The organism is Pseudoalteromonas marina (assembly GCF_000238335.3).
Classification (GTDB): domain Bacteria; phylum Pseudomonadota; class Gammaproteobacteria; order Enterobacterales; family Alteromonadaceae; genus Pseudoalteromonas; species Pseudoalteromonas marina.
This window is the reverse complement of record NZ_AHCB03000005.1, coordinates 404,648-428,525: the sequence shown is the minus strand read 5'-3', so window position 1 is coordinate 428,525 and position 23,878 is coordinate 404,648. Positions and strand designations below refer to the sequence as shown.

General features: G+C 39.8%; 17 protein-coding genes and 1 pseudogene. 1 reads left to right on the top strand and 17 read right to left on the bottom strand.

Annotated elements, in window-relative coordinates; translation table 11 throughout:
• Window positions 1-52: 52 nt before the first annotated feature.
• From PMAN_RS01995 to PMAN_RS01935, 13 genes and pseudogenes are all read right to left on the bottom strand, one after another.
• Complete coding sequence (locus PMAN_RS01995; protein ID WP_006791871.1) at window positions 53-1,021, bottom strand: PstS family phosphate ABC transporter substrate-binding protein; 969 nt, start codon at window positions 1,019-1,021, stop codon at window positions 53-55.
• 90 nt (window positions 1,022-1,111) lie between these two features.
• A complete protein-coding gene (phoR, locus tag PMAN_RS01990; protein WP_010555768.1) occupies window positions 1,112-2,443 on the bottom strand; it encodes a phosphate regulon sensor histidine kinase PhoR in 1,332 nt (443 codons plus the stop codon).
• Window positions 2,444-2,503: 60 nt separating this feature from the next.
• Entirely contained in the window at window positions 2,504-3,193 is a 690-nt protein-coding gene (gene phoB, locus PMAN_RS01985; protein ID WP_006791869.1) for a phosphate regulon transcriptional regulator PhoB, read from the bottom strand.
• Window positions 3,194-3,781: 588 nt separating this feature from the next.
• The gene (gene fba, locus PMAN_RS01980; protein WP_010555767.1) at window positions 3,782-4,846 is read right to left on the bottom strand and encodes a class II fructose-bisphosphate aldolase; all 1,065 of its coding nucleotides are present in this window, start codon (window positions 4,844-4,846) and stop codon (window positions 3,782-3,784) included.
• A gap of 201 nt (window positions 4,847-5,047) precedes the next feature.
• Entirely contained in the window at window positions 5,048-6,223 is a 1,176-nt protein-coding gene (locus PMAN_RS01975) for a phosphoglycerate kinase (RefSeq protein WP_006791867.1), read from the bottom strand.
• Between the two features lie 68 nt (window positions 6,224-6,291).
• Window positions 6,292-7,308 carry an erythrose-4-phosphate dehydrogenase gene (gene epd / locus PMAN_RS01970; protein ID WP_006791866.1) on the bottom strand — a complete coding sequence of 339 codons (1,017 nt, stop codon included), beginning with the start codon at window positions 7,306-7,308 and terminating at the stop codon, window positions 6,292-6,294.
• A 165-nt stretch (window positions 7,309-7,473) separates the two neighbouring features.
• Window positions 7,474-7,734: a hypothetical protein gene (locus tag PMAN_RS01965; RefSeq protein WP_010555766.1), complete on the bottom strand. Its 261-nt coding sequence runs from the start codon at window positions 7,732-7,734 to the stop codon at window positions 7,474-7,476.
• Window positions 7,735-7,760: 26 nt separating this feature from the next.
• Window positions 7,761-8,486, bottom strand: a complete 726-nt coding sequence (locus tag PMAN_RS01960; RefSeq protein ID WP_010555765.1) for an SIMPL domain-containing protein — start codon at window positions 8,484-8,486, stop codon at window positions 7,761-7,763.
• A gap of 143 nt (window positions 8,487-8,629) precedes the next feature.
• Complete coding sequence (locus PMAN_RS01955; protein ID WP_010555764.1) at window positions 8,630-9,304, bottom strand: hypothetical protein; 675 nt, start codon at window positions 9,302-9,304, stop codon at window positions 8,630-8,632.
• A 59-nt stretch (window positions 9,305-9,363) separates the two neighbouring features.
• Complete coding sequence (locus PMAN_RS01950; RefSeq protein WP_010555763.1) at window positions 9,364-9,987, bottom strand: 3'-5' exonuclease; 624 nt, start codon at window positions 9,985-9,987, stop codon at window positions 9,364-9,366.
• A gap of 7 nt (window positions 9,988-9,994) precedes the next feature.
• Entirely contained in the window at window positions 9,995-11,833 is a 1,839-nt protein-coding gene (locus PMAN_RS01945) for a DUF294 nucleotidyltransferase-like domain-containing protein (protein ID WP_010555762.1), read from the bottom strand.
• Window positions 11,834-11,938: 105 nt separating this feature from the next.
• Window positions 11,939-13,663, bottom strand: a pseudogene (locus PMAN_RS01940) (sodium:solute symporter family protein).
• A gap of 10 nt (window positions 13,664-13,673) precedes the next feature.
• Window positions 13,674-13,937 carry a DUF4212 domain-containing protein gene (locus PMAN_RS01935; protein ID WP_004586074.1) on the bottom strand — a complete coding sequence of 88 codons (264 nt, stop codon included), beginning with the start codon at window positions 13,935-13,937 and terminating at the stop codon, window positions 13,674-13,676.
• 412 nt (window positions 13,938-14,349) lie between these two features.
• Here PMAN_RS01935 and PMAN_RS01930 point away from each other — a divergent pair, with 412 nt between their 5' ends.
• On the top strand, window positions 14,350-17,790 hold the full coding sequence (locus PMAN_RS01930; RefSeq protein WP_010555761.1) for a PAS domain-containing hybrid sensor histidine kinase/response regulator: 3,441 nt from the start codon (window positions 14,350-14,352) through the stop codon (window positions 17,788-17,790).
• 75 nt (window positions 17,791-17,865) lie between these two features.
• Here the strand turns inward: PMAN_RS01930 and PMAN_RS01925 are convergent, their stop codons facing one another.
• The 4 genes from PMAN_RS01925 to PMAN_RS01910 form a co-directional block, all read right to left on the bottom strand.
• Window positions 17,866-20,532 carry a DUF2339 domain-containing protein gene (locus PMAN_RS01925; protein WP_010555760.1) on the bottom strand — a complete coding sequence of 889 codons (2,667 nt, stop codon included), beginning with the start codon at window positions 20,530-20,532 and terminating at the stop codon, window positions 17,866-17,868.
• A 117-nt stretch (window positions 20,533-20,649) separates the two neighbouring features.
• Complete coding sequence (locus PMAN_RS01920; protein WP_010555759.1) at window positions 20,650-22,011, bottom strand: hypothetical protein; 1,362 nt, start codon at window positions 22,009-22,011, stop codon at window positions 20,650-20,652.
• A gap of 147 nt (window positions 22,012-22,158) precedes the next feature.
• Window positions 22,159-23,067: a GGDEF domain-containing protein gene (locus tag PMAN_RS01915; protein ID WP_033034901.1), complete on the bottom strand. Its 909-nt coding sequence runs from the start codon at window positions 23,065-23,067 to the stop codon at window positions 22,159-22,161.
• A 70-nt stretch (window positions 23,068-23,137) separates the two neighbouring features.
• Window positions 23,138-23,722 carry a YqaA family protein gene (locus PMAN_RS01910; protein ID WP_010555757.1) on the bottom strand — a complete coding sequence of 195 codons (585 nt, stop codon included), beginning with the start codon at window positions 23,720-23,722 and terminating at the stop codon, window positions 23,138-23,140.
• Window positions 23,723-23,878: the final 156 nt, after the last annotated feature.

Sequence of the window (23,878 nt, the reverse complement as noted above, 5' to 3'; positions counted from 1 at the left end):
TTTTAAGCACAAAAAAACCGCTCAATGAGCGGTTTTTTATTGCTTAGGTTTATTATTTTAAACCTAGCTTTTTAAGCTCTACTTCAACTAGCTTTGCAGAAAGAGGAACATAACCATCTTTTTCTACAATTTGTTGGCCGTCTTTTGAAAGAATCATTTTTAAGAATTCAGCTTCCATCGGAGACAATGCTTTATTTGGGTGCTTGTTAACGTACACGTATAAAAAGCGAGAAAGTGGGTATTTACCTTGCGCAACGTTATCAAGTGTTGCATCTACAAAGTTAGTGCCTTTTTTAGATAATGGAACAGTACGTACGCCTGACGTTTTGTAACCAATACCTGAGTAGCCAATTGCGTTCAGTGAAGACGAAATTGATTGTACTACAGATGCAGAACCCGGCTGTTCATTTACGTTATTACGGAAGTCACCTTTACACAGTGCTTTTTTCTTAAAGTAACCGTAAGTACCTGATACAGAGTTACGTCCGTATAATTGAATGTCGCGTGCTGCCCAGCTACCTTCAAGGCCAACATCGCTCCAACGGTTAACTTGCTCTGACGCACCACACTTACGAGTTGATGAGAAAATAGCGTCAACTTGGTCAATACGAAGACCTTCAATTGGGTTATCTTTGTGTACATAAACAGCAAGTGCATCAATAGCCACGCGAACTGCTGTTGGCTTGTAACCGTAACGTTTTTCAAACGCTTCGATTTCTTTTGATTTCATTGCGCGACTCATTGGACCTAGGTTAGCAGTACCTTCGGTTAATGCTGGAGGCGCTGTAGAAGAACCTGCCGCTTGAATTTGAATGTTTACATTTGGGTAAATACGTTTGTACTCTTCAGCCCAAAACGTCATCATGTTAGCTAAAGTGTCAGAACCTACTGATGAAAAGTTGCCTGATACGCCGCTGATTTTTTGATACTCAGGAATGTCTTGATCTAAAGCCACTGCTTGAGCAGATACGAAAGTTGTAACAGCCACACCCATTGCGGCAACTAAATTTTTAAATTTCATGTGGGTTCTCCGATTTGTTCGTCCCATTTTCTAACTGCTGCCCACTCTAAAGTGAGTACATGACAATGATATGACTCTTAAATGACACTTTTATGACTTTACCAAAACTTGTTGTTTATTTTGGGGTTCAACGATCTTATCTATTGAAAAACAAAAAGAAAAACAAGACCCCTTTCCAACTTCACTGGTGATATTTAATTTACTATCGTGGCGTGTTAACACATGTTTTGTAATTGCCAAGCCTAAACCAGACCCTCCTGTGGTTCTGCTTCGTGCTTTATCCACACGATAAAACCGCTCAGTCAGCCGATTAATATGTTCTGCAGCAATGCCATCACCGTTATCAACAACAGTAAAACAAGCGGTATTATTTTTACGAAGCCAGCTAACCTGTATTTTTCCGCCAGGTTTAGTGTAATAAATAGCGTTAAAGACTAAATTAGAAAACGCACTACGCAGCTCATCTTCAGAGCCTTTTATGTCGAGTGTGTTATCTATATCAAAGAGTAATTCGTGGCCTTTGTCTTGATTAATAGACTGGGCTTCTGTTTGAATATAACCAAGTAACTGAGGTACATTAATCGCTTTATCGTTATCTTGTCGGCGCGAACCTTCTATTCGGGAAAGGGATAATAACTGGCTGACCAAACTGTCCATACGTTTACACTGCTCAAGCATGGTAGATTGTGCTTTATTCCACATTGCAGGAGGCGGTAAGTTGTCGCTGTCCATCATTTCAAGGTAGCCTGTAACCACCGTAAGCGGCGTACGCAGCTCATGCGATACATTGGCAACAAAATCTTTACGCATTTGTTCAAGCTGCTTTAAACGGGTTACGTCACGCACCACAACCATTAACTGCGTAGTTGCATAGGGCATTACCCTAAACTCAAGCACTTGTTCAATAGCATGGCCATTATCAAGTTCTAGTGCTTCGTCAAAATTACCTTTGTGCATATATTTTGCAAACTTAGGTTCGCGTATTAAGTTATCTAAGCGCTGCCCATGATCGGTAGGCCACTGCAGCCCTAGTACCTTAAGCGCTAGCTGATTGCACCACACAATGCTTAAATCGGTTTGAAGCACAATAACAGCATCGGGTACCGCTTCGGCCCCATCACGAAATCGCCTAATTAAATCGGCCAATTCATTTCGTTTTTTTCGGTTACGGTGTTGTAGGTGGTAAATGCCTTCAAACACTTGCTCCCATGCACCTTCGCCTTCAGGGGGGTTAAAACTGCGCTGATTTAAAAGCCAATCGCTTAAACGGTATAATTGATGATAATGCCAAACAAGAAGTGAAAAAGAGCCTAAAAATAAAAGCAAAAAAGGTGCGCCAACTAGCACACCAATTAATAGTAAGGGTAAAAAATAGATAAACAGACGTTTTATTAACGCCTGCTTATTAACAACTCGATACATACACTCACTTTACCTTAGAGTAGTTATACACGTATAAAACTAAGCTGGTGTTTAAGTAGGTTATAGTTTACTTGAAAAACGGTACCCTGCACCACGCACGGTCTGAACCAAACGATCGTGTCCTAACGGGCCAATTGCTTTGCGTAAACGGCGAATATGAACATCAACAGTACGGTCTTCCACATACACATTGGTTCCCCACACATGATCTAACAATTGTTCACGGCTGTAAACCCGTTCAGGGTGAGTCATGAAAAAGTGAAGGAGCCTAAACTCTGTAGGGCCCATATCAAGCTCATTTCCTTCAGAAGTAACACGATGAGAAATAGGATCTAAGCGTAAGCCATGCACTTCAATTGCTTCTTCTAAAGAGGTTGGCGACACGCGACGAATAACCGCTTTAATACGCGCCATTAATTCTTTTGGCGAAAACGGTTTAGTTACGTAGTCGTCAGCGCCTACTTCTAAGCCGCGTACTTTGTCTTCTTCTTCACCGCGAGCTGTAAGCATAATAATAGGTATTTGGCGCGTGTGTTCGTTTTGCTTAAACTTTTTAGCAATTTGAATACCGCTTCCGCCAGGCAACATCCAATCAAGCAATACCATATCAGGGTAAGGCTCAACCATTGCAGCAATAGCAGAATCATAATCTTCAGCTTCAATTGCCTGAAATCCATTTTGCTCTAATACAAAAACAAGCATCTCTCTGATAGGCGCTTCGTCGTCTACGACTAGTACTTTACGTGACATTCCAATTTATCTCTTAAGCTATCGAATAAGTTTTCATTATTATGACTAAGTATTACATTTTTATGAAAGTGTAACGTGTAAATTAAAATCGGGGTAAAAAAAAGCCAAATTAATAATAAAAATCTCACTCCTGTCACAAATTTATATATTTTAAAAATTGAATAAAGACATTTTTAGTACTTACAAAAACTAAACTTTAAATATGATCGAATACTCAGATCATTGCTTTACTAAGTCTGACTTTGTTTGTATTTACTTAGCTTTTAATAGATCTGGATTTTACTAAGCTTCACTTTAAAGATCAGATTTTTACTAAGGCGATCAATGTTGAGATCAATACTCTACCTACTCAAAAAGTTAAGCTGTTGATTGTTTGTACAAATAAAAAAAGATCAGATTATTTTTAATGCTAAATAAAGCTAAAAATTACGTTTACTTAGTAAAGCAATGATCCAAAACAACCTGTGTTAGTAAATGAGTGATCCCAATTAATACCGTTGGTAATTGCATGATCTGCTATTGGCAGGCAATAAAAAAGCCAGTAATAATATTACTGGCCTTTACACATTGATCTGTTTAATCGATCGATTATTTAACCTGTGGTGCTAACTCGCCGCTTAAGTACTTAAGGTGCATGTCATCAAGAGAAATTGGTTTAATTTTACCAGCCTGTCCTGCCGTTCCAAACGAGTTGTAACGCGCAACACAAATCTCTGTCATCGCTTTTGTAGCTTCTGCTAGGTATTTACGTGGATCAAAGTTAGATGGGTTAAGCGCCATATGACGACGAATAGCACCGGTAGACGCTAAACGTAAATCGGTATCAATATTTACTTTACGAACACCATGCTTAATACCTTCAACAATTTGCTCAACTGGTACACCGTAGGTTTCAGGAATTTCGCCACCGTACTGGTTTATGATCTCTAACCATTCTTGTGGTACCGACGACGATCCATGCATTACTAAATGCGTGTTAGGAATACGTGCGTGAATGGCTTTAATGCGATCAATTGCTAAAATATCATCTGTTGGTGGGCGCGTAAATTTGTAAGCCCCGTGAGATGTACCACATGCAATCGCAAGCGCATCAACATGGGTTTTATTTACAAAGTCAGCGGCCTCTTCAGGATCAGTTAGCATTTGATCAGTTGTTAATTTACCTTCTGCGCCTACACCATCTTCTTCGCCCGCTTCACCCGTTTCAAGTGAACCTAATACACCTAACTCGCCCTCAACCGATACGCCACAGGCATGTGCCATAGCAACGGTTTCGCGAGTAACTTCAACGTTGTATTCATAGCTTGAAGGCGTTTTACCATCGCTCATTAACGAGCCATCCATCATTACTGATGAAAAACCAAGTTGGATTGAACGCTGACAAACACCCGGTGAGGTGCCGTGATCTTGATGCATTACGACAGGGATATGTGGCCACTCTTCAACGGCTGCTAAAATCATATGGCGAATAAATGGTGCACCGGCGTAAGCACGTGCGCCCGCTGATCCTTGAACGATTACTGGGCTGTTTGTTTTGTCAGCCGCTTCCATTATTGCGCGCATTTGCTCTTGGTTATTCACGTTAAAAGCGGGGACGCCGTAACCATGCTCAGCTGCATGATCTAAAAGTTGTCGCATACTGATTAAAGCCATTGGGTATTCTCCAATTTATCGATAGCATTTCACTGCCATCTAGTTTGAACGGATATGTTAGTTTGGCGTTTAAATAACACCACGAAAAATCACTGCTCAGCAGTAAAATTACGTCAAAATCAGTTATTAAATTAGGGTGAGAGGTATTTAATAACTAATTGTCGGCGAGGGTTTCCCCTCACCTTACACGGCTAAATAAATTTATTTAGCGCGCGACTCTAGCATTTCTACTGCTGGAAGTTTTTTGCCTTCTAAAAACTCTAAGAACGCACCACCACCGGTAGAAATGTAAGAAACTTTATCGGCTATGCCGTATTTATCAATTGCGGCTAAAGTATCACCGCCACCCGCAATTGAAAATGCGTTTGAATTAGCAATTGCTTGAGCAATAGCACGTGTGCCGTTGCCAAACTGATCAAACTCAAATACACCTACAGGACCATTCCATACTACCGTGCCTGCATTTGCAATAATTTTAGCAAGTTGGCTGGCGGTATCTGGGCCAATATCAAAAATCATATCGTCGCTAGTCACTTCGCTTACATCTTTAAGCGTAGCAACTGCTGACTCTGAAAACTCATTACCTACCACTACATCCGTAGGAACTGGAATTTCACCATCGTTTGCCTTCGCTGCTGCACATAAACGATTTGCTTCATCCATTAAATCAGCTTCAAAAAGTGATTTACCTACCGGATTGCCTGCAGCTGCAATAAACGTATTAGCAATACCGCCGCCAGTTACTAGCTGGTCAACAATTTTAGACAGTGAATCTAGTACAGTTAGTTTAGTCGAAACTTTTGAACCACCCACAATAGCCACTAATGGGCGAGCTGGATTATCAAGTGCTTTTCCTAATGCTTCAAGTTCAGCCGATAGTAATGGGCCTGCACAGGCAACATCAGCAAATAAACCAACACCATGAGTAGACGCTTGTGCGCGGTGAGCTGTACCAAAGGCATCCATTACGTATACGTCACATAATGCTGCAAGTTGTTTTGATAACGCTTCGTCGTTTTTCTTCTCGCCTTTATTAAAGCGCACGTTTTCAAATACAACCACTTCGTTATCAGCTACATCTACGCCATTTAAGTAGTCTTTTTCAAGACGTACTGTTTGCGCTAGCGCATCGTTTAGGTAATCAGCTACAGGGGCGAGCGAATATTCTTCGTTGTATTCCCCTTCCGTAGGACGGCCAAGGTGTGACATAACCATTACTTTAGCGCCTTTCTCAAGGGCTAATTTAATAGTAGGTAGTGCAGCACGAATACGCGCATCTGACGTCACTTTACCTGCTTTAACTGGTACATTTAAATCTTCACGAATTAATACGCGTTTGCCGTTTAAATCTAAATCTGCCATTTTTATGACCGACATGAATATCTCCTTAGTTAACGATACTGAACCTGAAAAATACGTTTAAATTATTATAGTAATATAAAAAGTTACTGAGTTACTGCAACCATCGCACGCGCTGTATCGAGCATACGATTTGCAAATCCCCACTCATTATCACACCAAACAAGTAACTTTATCAGCCGTTTGTGACTAACTCGTGTCTGTGTGCCATCAATAATACAAGAATGTGGATCGTGATTAAAATCAACTGATACAAGCGGCTCTTCGGTGTAGCTTAAAATACCTTCGAGTCTATCTTTTGCTTGAGCTTTAAGTGCATTATTAACGGCCTTTAAATCTACATCGGCATTAACCGTTACACTTAAATCCATAGCCGTTACATTAATTGTTGGAACGCGAACAGCTATGGCCTCAAAGCGACCTTCAAATTTAGGTAATATGCGGTCTATACCGCGGGCAAGTTTTGTATCTACCGGAATAATAGACTGACTCGCAGCGCGGGTACGGCGTAAATCATGATGGTACGCGTCAATCACTTGTTGATCGTTCATCGATGCATGAATAGTGGTAATAGCACCCGACTCAATACCAAAGGCATCGTCTAATACTTTTATTACTGGCACTACACAGTTTGTGGTACACGAGCCGTTAGATACAATAGTATGCTCGCTTTTAAGCTCATCGTCGTTTATGCCATAAACAATTGTGGCATCTACGTCGTTATCAGCCGGATGTGAAAACAACACCTTTTTGGCGCCCGCTGTAATGTGTAACTGTGCATGCTCACGCGAATGATAAACACCAGTACATTCAAGTACCACATCTACATCAAGGGTTTGCCAAGGTAATTCTACTGGGTTTTCTTCACAAAAAAGTGCAATAGTATCGCCTGCAACACTAATGGTGTCTTCACCAAGTTTTACAGGAAAAGAAAAACGACCGTGGGACGTGTCGTATTTTAATAAATGAGCAATAGCTTCAGGGTCAGCCAGTTCGTTAATGGCAACAATTTTAATTTCGTCGCTCAAACCTGACTCGTACAACGCGCGGACAATATTTCGACCAATACGACCAAAACCATTAATTGCAAGTTTGATTGCCATGAAATATAAAATCCACTCTTTTAGCGTGCAGATAAAGGCTATGTGCCTTTTAGATGGTTGTATTGTAATCGACCTTGCGCCTGATTATAAGAGGGGACGATTAGAAACTTTAAATTAACGTTGAAAATCCCCACATAGCATTAAAGTATACACGTTAAAATTTGCTTATAACCCGCTTCCATTGTGTGTGTTCGTACCAGAGGAAGTTCCTCCACCAAAGCTTTTAGGTATGCTTTTGGGCTTATCCTGTGAGCGATAAAACAACCACAAACCAACCGCAGCAAACAACGGAATTAACCAGACTAATATGACTTGCACTACTTTTTGAAAAACCTCTAAATCATCGCGCTTTATCAAAAGAACGCTAACAATGAGATTCAGTAATACAATGACACCAAACCCAATATAAAAATAATTTAATTCCATTTCTCTAATGCCTCATACCCTAATTGTTATTTTATCTCTAAATCAAACACCACGTTTATAGATGATTTAAATGTTATAGAAATTTCTAAATAACGCCCAGCTGCAAAGGGAGACTTACTCATTCTCGAACCAGTCACATCAATGCGCTCAACATACATTGAATGATAGCCATAATTTGAGCGATTGTTATTAGAATTAATACTATAAATATTTCCAAGAGATGCACCAAATGAACTCGCTAGTACTTTACCTTTAACTTTCGCATTTTCTACTGCATTCTGCGTAGCCTGAGCTTCCAACTCTTTGGCTTTTGAAGACAGTAACTCTATATTAGTTACTTCATTTATTTTTACACTCAATGCAAAATCAACAATTTCATTCATCTTGTTAATATCATCAATAGTAACTTTGAGTGAACGCGAAGCAATGTAACCTACCCGTTTTTCTTCACCACTTTCTAAATATTGCATATCAGCAGTAGTTAATAAATTTGAGGCTGATACTGCCGACTCTGCGACCCCATATTTATCTAAACCGTTTAAAAATAAATTAACCCTAGCATCCACATCACGTTTTGCATCAAGTGATTCTTTTTTCATACTAACCACCTCAAATGAAATTTTGGCTAGATCTGGTTTAGCTAATACCTCACCCTTCCCCTGGACAGCAATATGTCTATTCGGCGGCAAACTTGAATTTGCAAACGTAACAAGTGGAAATAAGGCAATAAAAATAGCGATGATAAGTTTCATATTCGTTCCTTGTAAAAGTGAAATTATGACTTATATGCCTACACCTATAAGTAACATTTAATAATATTTCAGCTAAATATTTTATGCTTACGTGCCTGAGTATCCCCATTAAATCAGCTAATTTTTGGGTGATGTAGAGGCTATTATTTTGACTCTGAGCTAACCGTTTTTTCTTTATTTTCGTTAGGTATCAATGCTGAAATATTTTCTTGTGAAATAATAAGTAACTTATCTTGTTTATTATCATAAACAAATAAATTCCCCATTGTTGAGGCTACTATTTGAACATTTTGAAGTTGAGTTACTTTACTCTGAGCAATTGGATAATTTAATGATAAGTGATAACTCATTGTTCTTTCATTTACTATGTCTTTACTGTGTAAATACGCCAACATAGTAGGGTATGTAGATATTATAAGTGCTAAAAATAACATTACTGAGTAACTAGGTTTTAATAAATAGTACGGGTAACCAAAGCCATAATAAAGTTTTTTTAACACGGTTGTTTTACTAGGATCTGGCATGTGTCCTGAGCGCCAATTAAAATAAATAGCTGTTATAACGATGAGCGTAGTATAAATAGTAATAAGTAAAGGATTTGAAATCAGTGCCAGTAAAAAGTCACTTATTTCAATAAAGTTGAATACATCAACCGAAAAGTTATTAAGTAAAACGTAAAGATACACAACACCTGATAAACTACCCAGTAAGTAAAGAATAGTAAGAAACACACCAAAATTATTGTGAATGTACTTTTTGACTGCTTTGAGGTCATTGTTTAACTGGTTGTAATACTTACTGGCGGCTTCAATTACCATAATAAATCCTTTTAAAAAAATTGAGTTTAACAAAATTATACGTAAGTGAAATAGCTTTGTTAAACTAGTGCTCTTAACGTTAACTCTTTACCGGCGCCTATTTGGTGGCATTGGGCCAATAACAGCTCAGCAGTGGCTTGTGCATCGGTAAGCGCATGATGGCAATGATAGCTTGGTAAATCGTAGCGATTACGGCATTCATTTAAGGTTAAATCATCTAATTTTATATCGCTTGTGTGTTGCAGTAAGCGCTTTTTTTCTATTTGTAGGGTATCGATGATCAGCTTAGGCCGCTGGGTGACCCCTGCATTTTTTAGTGCTAACTTTAAAAAGCCCCAGTCAAGCATAGCATTATGAAATACTAAAATGCAGTCACTAAAGTGAGCGCTTAAAGACATTAAAATACTCTGTAGGCTTTGCCCTTGTGCCACCGAGTCAGTACTAATACCATGAAAAACCGGGCTTTGTTCAAGGCTTTTTACGTCTTTATTAATAAAATGCTGCGAATCGCTCATTTTTATACATTGGTTATCAATTACAACCCATGCAACCGACACTATTTCGTGCTGTTTTGAGTCAAGCCCAGTGAGCTCTAAATCAATCACCAAATAGCGCTGCGAGAATGCATTTTTTGCTAGTAATTGACGGCGCTTTATATACCGCGTAAGTAACATTTTTACCATGAGAGCCTCACAAACTGCCCCGTGCAAATTTAAACGCGGCGCCTTGCTGCGCTTGTTTTACTAAATAAAACGCTTCTTTTAACTGATGGCGCTCTAGTGAATTTAATTTATTAGGGTTAATACAGTTGCTTGGTAACCCCTCTTCATTAATTTGTGTGCTTAAGCGCAGCTGAGTTAAAAACCGCCAACAGTCTTTTAAGTTGTAAATATCGTCTTTGTTGATGAGGTTATACTTTAATAATGCTTCTAGGCGCTCTTGTGTGTTAGCCCGTTTAATTCCCGCTTTTAATGCGTATAAGCGCACTATGTCGTTAATGATCACCACACCGCGTTTTTTCAAATCTATGTATTTGTGGTTGTTGTCATCTTTTTGCGTTTTAAACTTGTTAAATAAACCTATGGGTACGCTGTTATTATTTATGTCGGTAGCCATGGCTGCATAAAATAAATCGTTTCGCGATATGCGCACTAATTGTTCACAAAATGCGGTATATAACGAATTTGAACCTTCTATAAAGCGTAAATCAAAAAATATTTTACAATTAAGCATGGCTTCGGGGGTTGGGCTTTTTATCCATTTAAAAAAGCGTTCAGACCAATCGTTCACGCTCATGCGGCATAAGTCACTGCTTGCCATTATGTTACCAGGGCATCGCCTAATGCCGCATTCAACGAGTTGTTCGCAAACAAACTCTCCCATTTTTTTAAAGTAAGTATGCTGCTCTTGAGTTAAATCGTTGGGGAGCAGTAGGCCGTTATCTTGATCTGAATGCAATGTTTGCTCTTCGCGCGCTTGTGAGCCAAAGCATATAAAACTAAAACTGGTTGGGGCTGCGCCGTGATCTTCTTGAAATAGTCTGATCAAGCGCGATGTTAATGCATCGGTTAACCCGCTTAGTAATTTACCAATAAGTGAAATATCGTCAATATTATGAGAGAAGCTCTTTAGTAAATCGGGCACTTCTTTGGCGTAACGTTTTAAGTCGGTCACGTTATGCGCTTTATAAATGCGGCCAATGAGCTGCACAGGATCACTTTTTTGTTGGCGCAGTAAATCAGTACTGGTGAGCATACCTATCGGGTTATGGCTTTCATCAAGCACTGGCAAATGGTGGATATTATATTTGAGCATTAAATGCAACGCAGAAAACACGCGGTTATTTTCAAATATAAATTTAGGGTTTGTGGTCATTATGCTGCTAACCGCTTCTTGCGGGTCTACTTCGTCGGCAAGCACCCTATTTCGCAGATCGCGGTCTGTTACCACGCCAACTAAATGGGCATGTTGAATAACCATAATAGACGACACACCGTGCTCTTTCATTTTTTTAGCGCTTTGTCGAATGCTGGCATCGGGTGAAAGCGTTATGGCTGTGCGGGTCATGAGTTCAGATATTCTGCGCTCTGACCAACTGTCGTTTTTACTTTTATAATGTGATGATAGTAATCTATTGGCGTGAGCTCTAACAAAATATTGCTCAAACGGTTTGTACTCTCGGCGTAAAAAATCAAAGTGTTCTTGGTTGAGCATATACACTATGCCCTCTTTTTGAACCGCCAATTTATTTTGAATTGCTTCGCCAGTTAAAAGCGAGGGAAAACCAAAATAATCACCTTGTGCCAAACGAGTTACTACATCACCTTTAGCATCAACTAGATCGTAAAGACCTGAGCGAATTAAAAAAAGCTTTGGATGTTCGCTCTGTAGCCACTGCGCTTGGTTTTCTCGCGTTAAATAAATAACATCAAGATGGTTTACAAAGTAGTCGCAAGCACTGTTATCGAGCATGCTGAACGGCGCTTGAAGGTAAACATATTGGGCTACTTCTTGTTGTTCTACACTCATTGTTACACTCACTAAAAAGTATACACAGCACCAATGTACTCATTATTTATACAAATAAAAAGCCCGACTAAGGTCGGGCTTTTGGTACTTTACATATAAGTTGGCTTAATGCGCGTGCGCTTCTGCCGACCCTTTAGGGTTACGAATACCTTCTACCATTTCTTGTATTTCAACAGGTGTTGGTTGAGTAAATTTCAGTACTGCGGCAGCAACAACAAAGTTAATTACCATACCGACTAAACCTATACCTTCAGGCGAAATACCTAAGAACCAGTTCTCTGGGCTGTTAAGCTCTGGGCTCACAAATTTAAAGAAGATGATTTACGCTGCAGTAAAGCCAATACCGGTAATCATGCCTGCAATAGCGCCTTCTCTGTTCATTGTTTTAGAGAATATTCCCATGATAATTGCAGGGAAGAAACTCGCCGCTGCTAAACCAAAGGCAAATGCCACCACCGACGCTACAAAGCCAGGCGGATTAATACCAAAGTAAGCAGATATAACAATGGCAATCATCGCGGCTAATCGAGCGGCCAGTAGCTCTTGTTTATCACTAATATCGGGTTTCAGAGTACGTTTGAGTAAATCATGCGAAACAGATGTCGAAATAACCAGTAGTAAACCCGCTGTTGTCGACAGTGCTGCAGCAATCCCCCCTGCGGCTACAAGTGCAACAACCCATGCAGGTAAATTAGCTATCTCAGGGTTAGCCAATACCATAATATCGCGGTCTACTTTTACTTCATTTGCGCTATTTGGATCTTCTATTTTACCTGCTGTGTAGAACATTTTGCCATCACCATTTTTATCATTAAAAGTGATTAGGCCTGTACGTTCCCAGTTTTTGATCCACGCTGGTGCTTCTGCGTACGCTGTGCCGCTGCCGTCTTTACCATTGATTGTATCGATCATGTTTACACGTGCAAACGAAGCAACTGCTGGTGCAGTAGTATAAACAATAGCAATAAATACTAACGTCCATGCTGCTGAAATACGCGTATCTTTTACACGCGGTACAGTGAAGAAGCGAACAATTACATGTGGTAAACCTGCAGTACCGACCATTAATGCACCTGTAATGGCAAATACATCAATCATGCTTTTAGAGCCTTCGGTGTATTGTGCAAAGCCCAGCTCTGCGCTTAATCCGTCAAGTTTATCAAGTACATACATACCTGAGCCGTCACTTAAAGTGGCACCAAAGCCTGTTTGTGGAAAGAAGTGACCCGTCATCATCATTGAGATAAAAATAGCCGGAACTAAGTATGCAAATACAAGTACACAATACTGCGCTACTTGTGTGTAGGTAATGCCTTTCATGCCGCCAAGAACCGCATAGAAAAATACAATCACCATACCAATGTAAACACCGGTTTCAATTTCTACTTCTAAAAAGCGAGAAAACACAACGCCTACGCCGCGCATTTGCCCTGCAATATAAGTAAAACAAATAAATATGGCACATAAAATGGCCACTAAGCGCGCTGTGCGCGAGTAGTAACGGTCGCCAATAAAGTCAGGTACTGTGAACTTGCCGAATTTACGTAAGTAAGGCGCTAAACACATAGCGAGCAATACGTAACCGCCAGTCCACCCCATTAAGTAAACGCCGCCATCATACCCTGCGAACGAAATAATACCCGCCATTGAAATAAACGACGCGGCGCTCATCCAGTCAGCTGCAGTTGCCATACCATTAGCTAGTGGAGGTACGCCGCCGCCCGCTACGTAAAATTCGTTTGTTGAACCCGCACGGGCCCAAATTGCAATGCCGATATAAAGCGCAAAGCTTAAACCAACAATTATAAATGTGAGTGTTTGAACATCCATTGCTTAGCTCCTATTCGTCTACGCCGTATTTTTTATCTAACGTATTCATTTTGAAAACGTACACAAAAATCAAAGCCACAAAGGTGTAAATCGCGCCTTGCTGGGAGAACCAGAAGCCAAGTTTAAACCCAAAAAAACGTACTTCATTCAGTACATCTACCAGTAATATGCCAAAGCCAAATGAGACCACAAACCACACTGCTAGTAATTTAAACAGTAGTGAAATGTTTTCAGCCCAATAAGCTTTTGCTTGTTCTTCGTCTTTAAAAGCCATTTTTATTTTCCCCTTTAAGCACCGCAGTATCGCGATGGGTGGTTTTTTATCTTCGCTAATCAATTTAGCAACGCAGCTCACATATTGAATTGAGACCATAGTCGTAACACCTAGTTAACGTTTACGTAAACTGCATTTAACCTATTTAATAGAAAACGTTATTTTTATTTAATATCAGCATGTTACGCTTTTTATGCTTGCTATACTTATTGCTGATTTACCACTCAGCTCACAAATGCGACATTAGTCTAATACGGGGGCTATTTACTTTTTATTGTTATTATTCAGTAAGATATATTTTCACTTTAATTTACTATTTAAAATCAGCCCCCACACCTAAGCTCAGTTCTGGTATTGTGTAATAACCTCTTGGGTTGAGGGTCATTTAAAAATAATAAGGGTTAATAACACCATGACTGCCGTTCTGATTATTGTTGCATTAGGGTATATAGGGGTACTGTTTTGGCTAGCAAACTGGGGCGATAAAACAACGCCTTTGGCAAAGCGTATTAGTCATCATCCTTTTGTGTATTCGTTTGCAATTGGTATTTACTGTACCTCTTGGACCTATTACGGCTCGGTAGGAACCGCAGCCACCAGCAGCTGGAGCTATTTACCTATTTTATTGGGTCCGGCCTTATTGTTTTTTTTCGGGCAGGGTTTTTTACGCAAACTAGTTTTGGTTAGTAAAAAACAAAACATCACTACCATTGCCGACTTTATTTCCGCCCGTTATGGCAAACGCCAAACCACCGCCATTATGGTGACTCTTATTGCGCTGCTAGCCACTATTCCTTACATTGCGTTGCAACTTAAAGCCCTAAGCACTAGCTTTTTGCTATTGCAAAATAGCAATAAAATATCGGGTGATATGCTGGCACTTTCTGCCACACTTATCATGGCATTATTTGCAATATTTTTTGGTACCCGCAAAGTCGATGTCACCGAGTATCGCTCTGGGTTAATGCTAGCTGTAGCATTCGAATCTTTAATCAAGCTTTTTGCATTAATGGCTGTGGCAGGCCTCGCTATTTATACATTATTCAACCTACCAGAAACCTCATCAGCTCAGTTAACCGAATCTGCTTGGTCACACTGGAGTCACTTTAATTTTTTTAGTTTTAATTTTATTGGTCAATCCCTTATGGCGGCCGCGGCGATTATTTGTTTACCCCGCCAGTTTCATGTAACCGTGGTCGACAACCAAAATAAGCGCCATTTAAATACCGCTCGTTGGGCGTTCCCATTATATTTATTACTAACCGCAGCAATGATTTTACCTATAGCGACTGCCGCTATTCACCCAAATATTGGTATTGGTTATTCGCCAGACAGCTTTGTACTGGCACTGCCGCTAATTAACAACAACGCCTTTTTAACAACCTTTGTGTTTATTGGTGGCCTATCGGCTGCAACTGCCATGATTGTGGTTGCAACACTGACTCTAAGTACCATGATCTCAAACGATGTAGTGCTGCCATTAATACTGCGTCGTAAGTTTAAACGTAACCTAATTACCACCAGCTATAAGGCACAAATTTTATTAGTAAGGCGCTTTACCATTGCCGGTATTTTAATATTGGCTTATTTTTATCAACAATGGTTTGGCCATAGCAGCGCACTGGCTAGTATGGGCTTAGTTGCCTTTTCGTTAGTGACTCAGTTATTGCCCTCAATTGTTGGTGGCTTATATTGGCGAAAAGGTCATGCCTATGGGGTTTATGCTGGTCTTTTAGCTGGTATAACCTGCTGGGTGCTGTTTTTAATGTTACCCATTTTAGATGCAGGTAATACCTTAAATAGCGAGTTACAACAAACACTCATCACTCGTGGAACACTCATCGCACTCTTTGCAAATGTTGGTTGTTATATTAGTTTTTCTTTAGGGGCTGAAGAGCGCCTTATTGATAAAATTCAGGCCGCTGCGTTTGTAAATCCAAAAGATCAGGCTATTTTGTCTCGCCGTTTAAATAAAGATGTTAAAGCCACGGTTTACGACTTTAAAATATTGCTGCAAACCTTTTTAGGCATACAACGCAGTCAACAAGTACTGGCTCATTACGCACTTGCCCACCATTTAAACGACAATAACGCTCACCCAGAGCCCGAATTTATAGCCTATTGCGAACGCGCATTAACTGGTGTTTTAGGCGCGTCATCTGCACAGGCGCTTATTCATACGGTGTCATCGGGGAAACGCATGGCATTTGAAGAAGTGGTTAACTTTTTTGATGAAACCACACAAGCCCTACAATTTAACCAAAACCTATTATTTACCTCTTTAGAAAACTTAAGCCATGGTATTTCGGTTGTTGATAAAAACTTAAAGCTAGTGGCATGGAACAAGCGCTACAGTGCCATGTTTAACTACCCTGAAGGTTTTTTAGAAGTTGGCCAACCCATAGAGGATATTATTAGATACAACGCTAAACGCGGTGAATGTGGGCCTGGCGAAATAGAACGCCAAATAGAAAAACGTGTGCAACATTTAAAAAATGGTAGCTCTCATCACTTTATACGCCACCGTCGTAATGGCCAAGTGTTTGAGATGATTGGTAATCCACTGCCTGATGGCGGCTTTGTAACGAGCTTTTCTGATATCACAACTCACATAAGCACCCAAAATGCGCTTGAAGAAGTGAACATGGATCTAGAAAACCGTATTGAGGCGCGAACCCAAGAAGTACAAACAATTAATAAAGACTTACAAGCGCAAATAGACAGCCGAGTACAAACGGAGGAAGCACTTACTTTAGCAAAACGAGAGGCCGAACAAGCAAACGACAGTAAAACGCGCTTTTTAGCACTCGCTAGCCACGATATTTTACAACCCCTCAATGCAGCGCGTTTATACCTAGCTGCCATTGATGAAAAACAACTTGATGCCACTAATGCAAATAACTTTAATAAGCTTGGTGACAGCCTAGATTCGACTGTTCACTTAATGTCAGCCCTACTTGAAATAGCTAAACTAGAGCAAGGCGCAATGACCCCCACACCGCGCCACTTTTACATTGAAGATATTTTAGCGCCGCTAAAAAGTGAGTACGCTATTTTATCAAGTGATAAAGGGCTAAAGCTCACCGTGCGTTCTGGTGGCCAAGTTGTGCATAGCGATATCACCTACCTGCGCCGAATTATTCAAAATTTAGTGTCTAATGCTGTTAAATATACTGATAAAGGACGCGTGTTAGTGGCATGTAGAAACCGAAAACATAGCCTGCGCATTGAAGTATGGGACACAGGCCCTGGTATTAGCGACGTTGAACAAGCCAAAATATTTAACGATTTTTATCGCGTCGAGTCTGGCGACAACAAAGGCGTAGGGCTGGGTCTTGGTGTGGTGAAACGTATGGCAGATTTATTAAGTTTAGAGCTTGATGTGCACTCAGAACCCGGTAAAGGCAGCCGCTTTAGTATTGACGTACCCTATGGTGACGCCCAATTTGTTCAGCAAAAAAGCGCAGCGAGTAACCTAATAGAAAACCGCACTGCAATAAACATTATTGCTGTAGATGACGATCCAGAAAACCTCGCAGCTATGGCAAGCTTACTTAAAAAGTGGCAAGCAAATTATACCCTGTTTGATAATGTCGAAAACGTCATGTCGCATGCTAAAGCGCATAGCGCACCGGATGTTATATTAATGGATTACCAGTTAGGTAATGAGTGCGATGGCATCACTTTAATTAAAACACTCAGAGAAACATGGCAAAGCGACATCCCAGCTATTTTAATTACCGCAGTACGCGACACCGAACTTAAACAGGAAACAAAAGCAGCTAATATTCACTACTTAAGTAAGCCTATTAAGCCGGGTAAATTAAAAGCCCTGCTTAATCACAGCACTTAATTTGTAACTTAGTTAATCGCAAATAAAAAGCCCAGTACGTTTACTGGGCTTTGCATAATAAAGTATCCAAATATTTTATAGTGTTTTTGAGCGGCTTCTAAGCTTTTGAAATAACCAACTTAGCCCAACTAACGAAAGCCCTAAACCAATAAACGACAGGGCTTTTAACAGCCCCGTTAAATTAGCCATATCAATTAAAAACACTTTTACAATAACAGCCGCAAGTAATCCTAAGCCTATTTTTTGAATAAATAACTGGTTTTTAAGGTGTCCGAATATAACCGTACCAGCGCCTAGTATTAGCCAAATAACAGAGTAGCTATACAACTCTTCGTTACTGGCCCCTTTAGATAGATAAATATAAGCCCCTTGCCAGTATTGACGAATAAAACTGTTAATGGCAATTAAGCCAAGTAAACCTGCAACACCAAGTACAAACGGCGCTATCTTAGCGTTTATAGGTTTAATAAGTGAGTATAACCAAACCGTTAAGCCTGCTGGTACTAACCAAAGTAAAAACAGCCAGTTAAGTACTGGGAGCTCACCAATATAAATAGAGGTTAATAACGGGTTATCGTCGAGTAGTGTTTTAAGTGACATAAAGCCAGCGCCGCCTGCTAATACACTCCCTGCAATTTGATAAAGCTTAGCTAAGCTCCCCGCAATACGTGCACGATGCAAATAAACGCAGCCCAGCGCAAGCCAATTACAGGTAAGCAAAACTTGCTCATAAAAACTAAGCGCGTCAAATTGTGGGGAGTGCCCCACTAACTGGTAACTGGTTTCGGTTGTAATGAACAGCGCAAAGCAATGAAGCGCGGCCCCTTCTAACCACACTTTTAATTGCGATGTTTTATAGCATTTAGCTGTGGCAAAAAATAATGCGGTACACAGCGGATACACAATAATACTCCAGTGCAAGCCAAGTAATGTAAGAGCGTCGTAACTTGGTGTCCATGGCGCAAGCGTTAACCGAAGTAATAAAGCAGCCACTAGCGCTTTAATAGGCCAATGCGGCATAGGCACATTATAACGCTTTATAAGCATACTAATTAACAGTACTTGAATAGCTAATGCAATGGTTAAACCGCTGTCGCTTAGAAGCATAGTTATAGCTAAAGTAATATTCGCATTTGCGCCTACCCAGTAAGTAAAACGCTGAAACAACGTTGTATTATGCTGCGCACACTTAATTAAAATAGCCGCAACCACACATAATACAAAAGCCCAAAGTGGATAAGCGGTGCTTAACGCATTGTTTGGAATGAGTACATACAAGGTACTTATCATTACAAAAACGCTAAATGCCGCAGTAATATGAAACGCTAATCGTTTTACCTGTTTTTTACCAAAATAAAGTCCGTACGCCATAAAGCCAAAGCCAAGCAGTAACCCTAAGCCGTATTCGCTTTTAAATATAAATAATCCATCATCAAAAAAAGCGGATAAAGAATTCATTTGCTCTGCGCTTATAATCATTAGCGTAGCAATAACGAGTGATAGCCCTTGCCATAAATCCCAGCGACTATTTTTAAGTACTAAAAATAATAACAATCCAATACTTAATACACCGATAGTTTGCCATTCTAAATTGTAATAGCTTATCGACATGGTAAAAATTAGCGGAACTATAAAGGCAAGGAGTAAAAGGTGATCGGGGAATACTTTTATAAGGCGCTTTAAAGAGTGCGGACGATGTTCAATATTTTTTAATTTAAAACCCAAACGCGGCAAAGCAATCAGGCCAACAATACTCAGTAATGCAAAGGTTGCAAGTAACCAAGGTGTATTACTTTTTAGCTGCATTATTATAAAACCAACTAAATACCAACCAATATGCCCTGCCCACATTAAATACCAAAGCCAAGCTCGCTGCACTTTGTGTGCAACCAAGGATGCCGATAAACTAACAAAGCCAACATACATAAATAATGCAAATACGTTGCTACTACCGGTATTAACCCAAATAGGCACGCTGTAAGCACCAATAATTCCTAACACCGCTAGCAATGGCCCAAGTGTTATTGCCATTATGCTCGCACTTATGGCAATAATAGCTAGCACAATAAAAGCAGTTGTAGGGCTAAGCATTTCATAGCTACTGTAAGCTAAAAGCGTTAATGCAAAACAAGTTATAAACCCGCCACTGGCAAGTGCTGCAGGTATGTAGTTATTAAAGCCTTCAAAAATAATACGTTTATAATGCAAATAGCTTGCAGCTATGATCAAGCCTCCCCCAAATAAACCACCTAAGCTGAGCCTCATTACGGGTGATAAAAGCCCTGCTTCTAAGCTGTATTTAGCTAAAAATATGCCGCCAAAAGCAAGCGCTATTGCGCCAATCCAGGTCATCCAATTTTGTTCAAACCCGGTGCGTAGTTTTTCAAACACGGAGGCAATAAATAAAGGGATAGCGGGGTTCGCTTTTATTGATTTAACGTTAGGCGTTACAACCGTATTTACTGGCTCATTTTGCGCTGAATTACTTTTTGGTACTGAGCTGGGCTCTACTTCATAAGCAGTAGATTGTGAACTTAAAGGCGCAACGTGTTTTGAGGATGAAAAAATTTTTGTCTCAGAATGATCCGCACTTGGGCTTGCCTGCAGCTTGACTACTTTAGCCCTTAAAATCGCGATTTCTTGCTTTAGGCCGTTTACTTGTATTAATGCAATTAATCCACACAAAGCACCGGTTGCAATAATCAGCATGACTATTACTATTAACCCAATAAAATCATCCATGGCACACTCTTATTATTTATTATGTCATGAGTGTACCTAATTATTACTACGTCGTTAAATTTTGTTCAATAAAAAGCCTAAATACACTCTGTATTTAGGCTTTTAACTCTCATTTTATTATTCAACACTGTCTGTAATTGTGCGCTCTAAAGACATTTTATAACCCGTTGCTGTGGTTTCGTCATGCTCTAAAATTAATATGTAATTTCCCTCTTGAGTAAAATCCATATCACTTTGTTGAATAAGTACAATTTGCTGTCCGTTATCTTCGTAAACTGCGTAAACTGTATAAATTTCGTTATCAACTACTTGCTCTTCTTGATCGTAGCGGTCTATGCCATCAACTACATTACTGGTGTCGTCGACCGTTTCTCCATCAAGGGTAAAGTACACATCAATGTCGGTCACCGACTGCCCTGCATAACTCTCAATAAGGTTAACAACCGATACGGTATGGCTATAACTGCTTGGTGTTAAATGTTCTTCTACACTCATCATTCGTAGGCCATTATCAATATCGTTATAAAAAATGCCAACCGCGCTTTGTTCACGTTCAAGCGTCATTAAAAAGTTATCGGCTAGTTTATTACTTTGCTCATCAAACATCGCCACACTGTAACTGTTTGGCGAAAGCTCTATGTAATCTGTATACGCATCGCTTGATACCGTATTTGTTGGGGTTTCTGTAGTACCACGCGTTACACTGAAGCTAACTGGTGAATAGTCATCAAGGGTATTAATAAAACGTAATTGCCCTAATGCCGATTGGTGTTTAAGTTCAGTAACATAGTTATTGTCGGTTACTACATCAAGCGTAATGCCACTTAGCTCAGTGGCATAACTTGGCCGGATAATCGCTACGTAGCTTGCCTCATCATACAAATAAACCGATGACGACTCGTAAACTACATCACTACTGCCCGCGGGGGTAATAAAAATAGTGTAATATCCTTCATCTACACTTTGTAAGTCTAATTCACTTAAGTACTGCGCAGATGCAAACAATGTCGCGCTTTCAAATACGCCATCGTCTGTTGCAAGATAAATATCGTAGCTGGTGTCTTCACCCGTAATATTAAAAAAGCCAAGATTAAACTCACCCGTATCGCTACTAATAGGCACCGTTAACTCTGTAAAGGTGGGTTCAGCAAAATCACCACTCATGACAACTAATTGCGTTTTATCACCTTTAATTGAAATTTCTTGGTCGCTAATAGTAATGTAGCTATCGTTAGCGTCTAAATATTCAAAGCTAACATCAAATGTGCCAGTGCTGTAATTATGGCGGGTGGTGACTTGTGCAAAGTCGGCGCCTGAGCGCTCTGTTTCTTCAACAAACAAGCGCGTATAAGGGCTGTTGTATGAGCCATTATACATTTGAATATAACCTGTAGAGCTTGCGCTATCATCAGAGCCACAGCCAGATAAAACACCAAGTAAAGTAAGAGGTAAAGCAACTTTTAAAAGAGGGTTGGTCATCAAGGGGATTCCTTATTATTAATATCCCCTCTACGACCTTTACATTTTAATTTAATTTCACGCTTTACAAAGTATTACCTAAGCTGACATTTACTTACGAAAACGTAAAAAAGTGTAGCAAATGTGCAAACAATAAGGACCCGCTATTTACGGCTTTGTTGCGATTACGAATCGGTTGCGACCACTATTTTTAGCTTTGTATAAAGCTTGGTCTGCGCGTTTCATTACGCTGTCAAATGATTCGTTTTTAAAACGTTTAGCTACCCCAATACTGGCACTAGTATAAAGCTCGTCGGTAACCTCAATAGTGCGAGCACTCACTAACACCAACTCAGCAAACGCCTGCATTTGTTCTAAAGTGCAATTTGGTAGGTAGCCTGCAAACTCCTCACCACCAATACGCGCAAAAATATTGCCGTCTTCAAATAGAGCGTCTATTTTACTAGCAAAAGCTTTAAGCACCTTGTCGCCCTTGTCGTGGCCGAAGGTATCGTTAATAGATTTAAAATGATCAATATCGATAATGATTACTGCATACGATTCGTCTGTCTCGTTTTCAACGTATTCGTAAAAACATCTGCGATTGTAAACTTGGGTAAGATCGTCAACTATAAATTCTTGGGCTAGTCTATTGTGCATTTTTTGCATAAATAACATAGTTTTAAATAAGCCATAAGCAGTAATAACAACCCCTACAGAAATACATAAGTCTTTTATGTACAACGTGACCCATTGTGGTTGAATAACAAGCTCGTCAAGCACATCGGCGGTCATTCCAACTATCCATAGCATTAATCCAATGGTGACATACTGGTATGCTTTTTTAGCTAATTTAGAACACTGCACAACCCAAAAAACCGTCATTATGACAATAAGATTTATGAACTCGCTAGCAAAACCAGACATGCTTTTTTTAGCACCTACCAGTGGGAAATAGGTGAAGTTGTAAATAGTGAAAACCACTATAAACACTAGCAGCGCAAACATAAGTAATTTGTTCAACCGCGTTATACGAGTAAAGCGGGTCAACTTAAGGCTGACAGTTTCAACATTCATCATATAAATAGATTATACTTGAGCTAATAAATCATTTTTAAGAATTATAACACAAGATAGAAATTTAGCCTTAAAGTAAGGTACTAATACCCCACCCCAGTAAAACTAAAATAGTTAAACTAATCATGGCTTTAACTTTATGTTTACTAATTATACGTTCAGCTTGGTTTCCTGCGTAATACACAACAATAGCAAGCCCAAAGTAACGAATTGAACGCGCAATTGCGCTGGCTAATAAAAATAACCCAAGAGAGTACTTGGTAGCGCCCGCAGCAAGCATCGCTATTTGAAATGGGATGGGTACTATCCCTAAAGTAATAACAAACCAAAAACCTTGGTTGTGCATTTTTTGCTTAACATTTTCGAACTGTTCTGGGCTTGAAAAAGCGCTAATCACCCAATCGCCAATAGCATCAAATAAATAATAACCAAGGGCATAGCCAAATAATGCCCCCACAACACAACCCAGCGTTGCCATTAGTGAAATCAGCCACAGCTTTTCTCGCTGTGCCTGCATAAGTGGCACCATTACAGCCTCAAGTGGAATCGGAACAATTGTCGACTCTAAAAACGACGCAATCGTAATGCCGCTGAGCATATGCTTTGACTCTATAAAATTACGTGTTTTTTGTTTTAGCTTTTTTTGTAAAGCCATAAGTCGCTCCTGCTAATTGCCCATTGCCCTGTGTTTACGTACTTATATTGACACAGCTAAGTTAATACAACCTGAAACACGCTTTAAAAAGCAATAAACAATCACTTAGCAATAGCGTTAACAAAATAGCAATATTTATAAGAATATTTTATTATG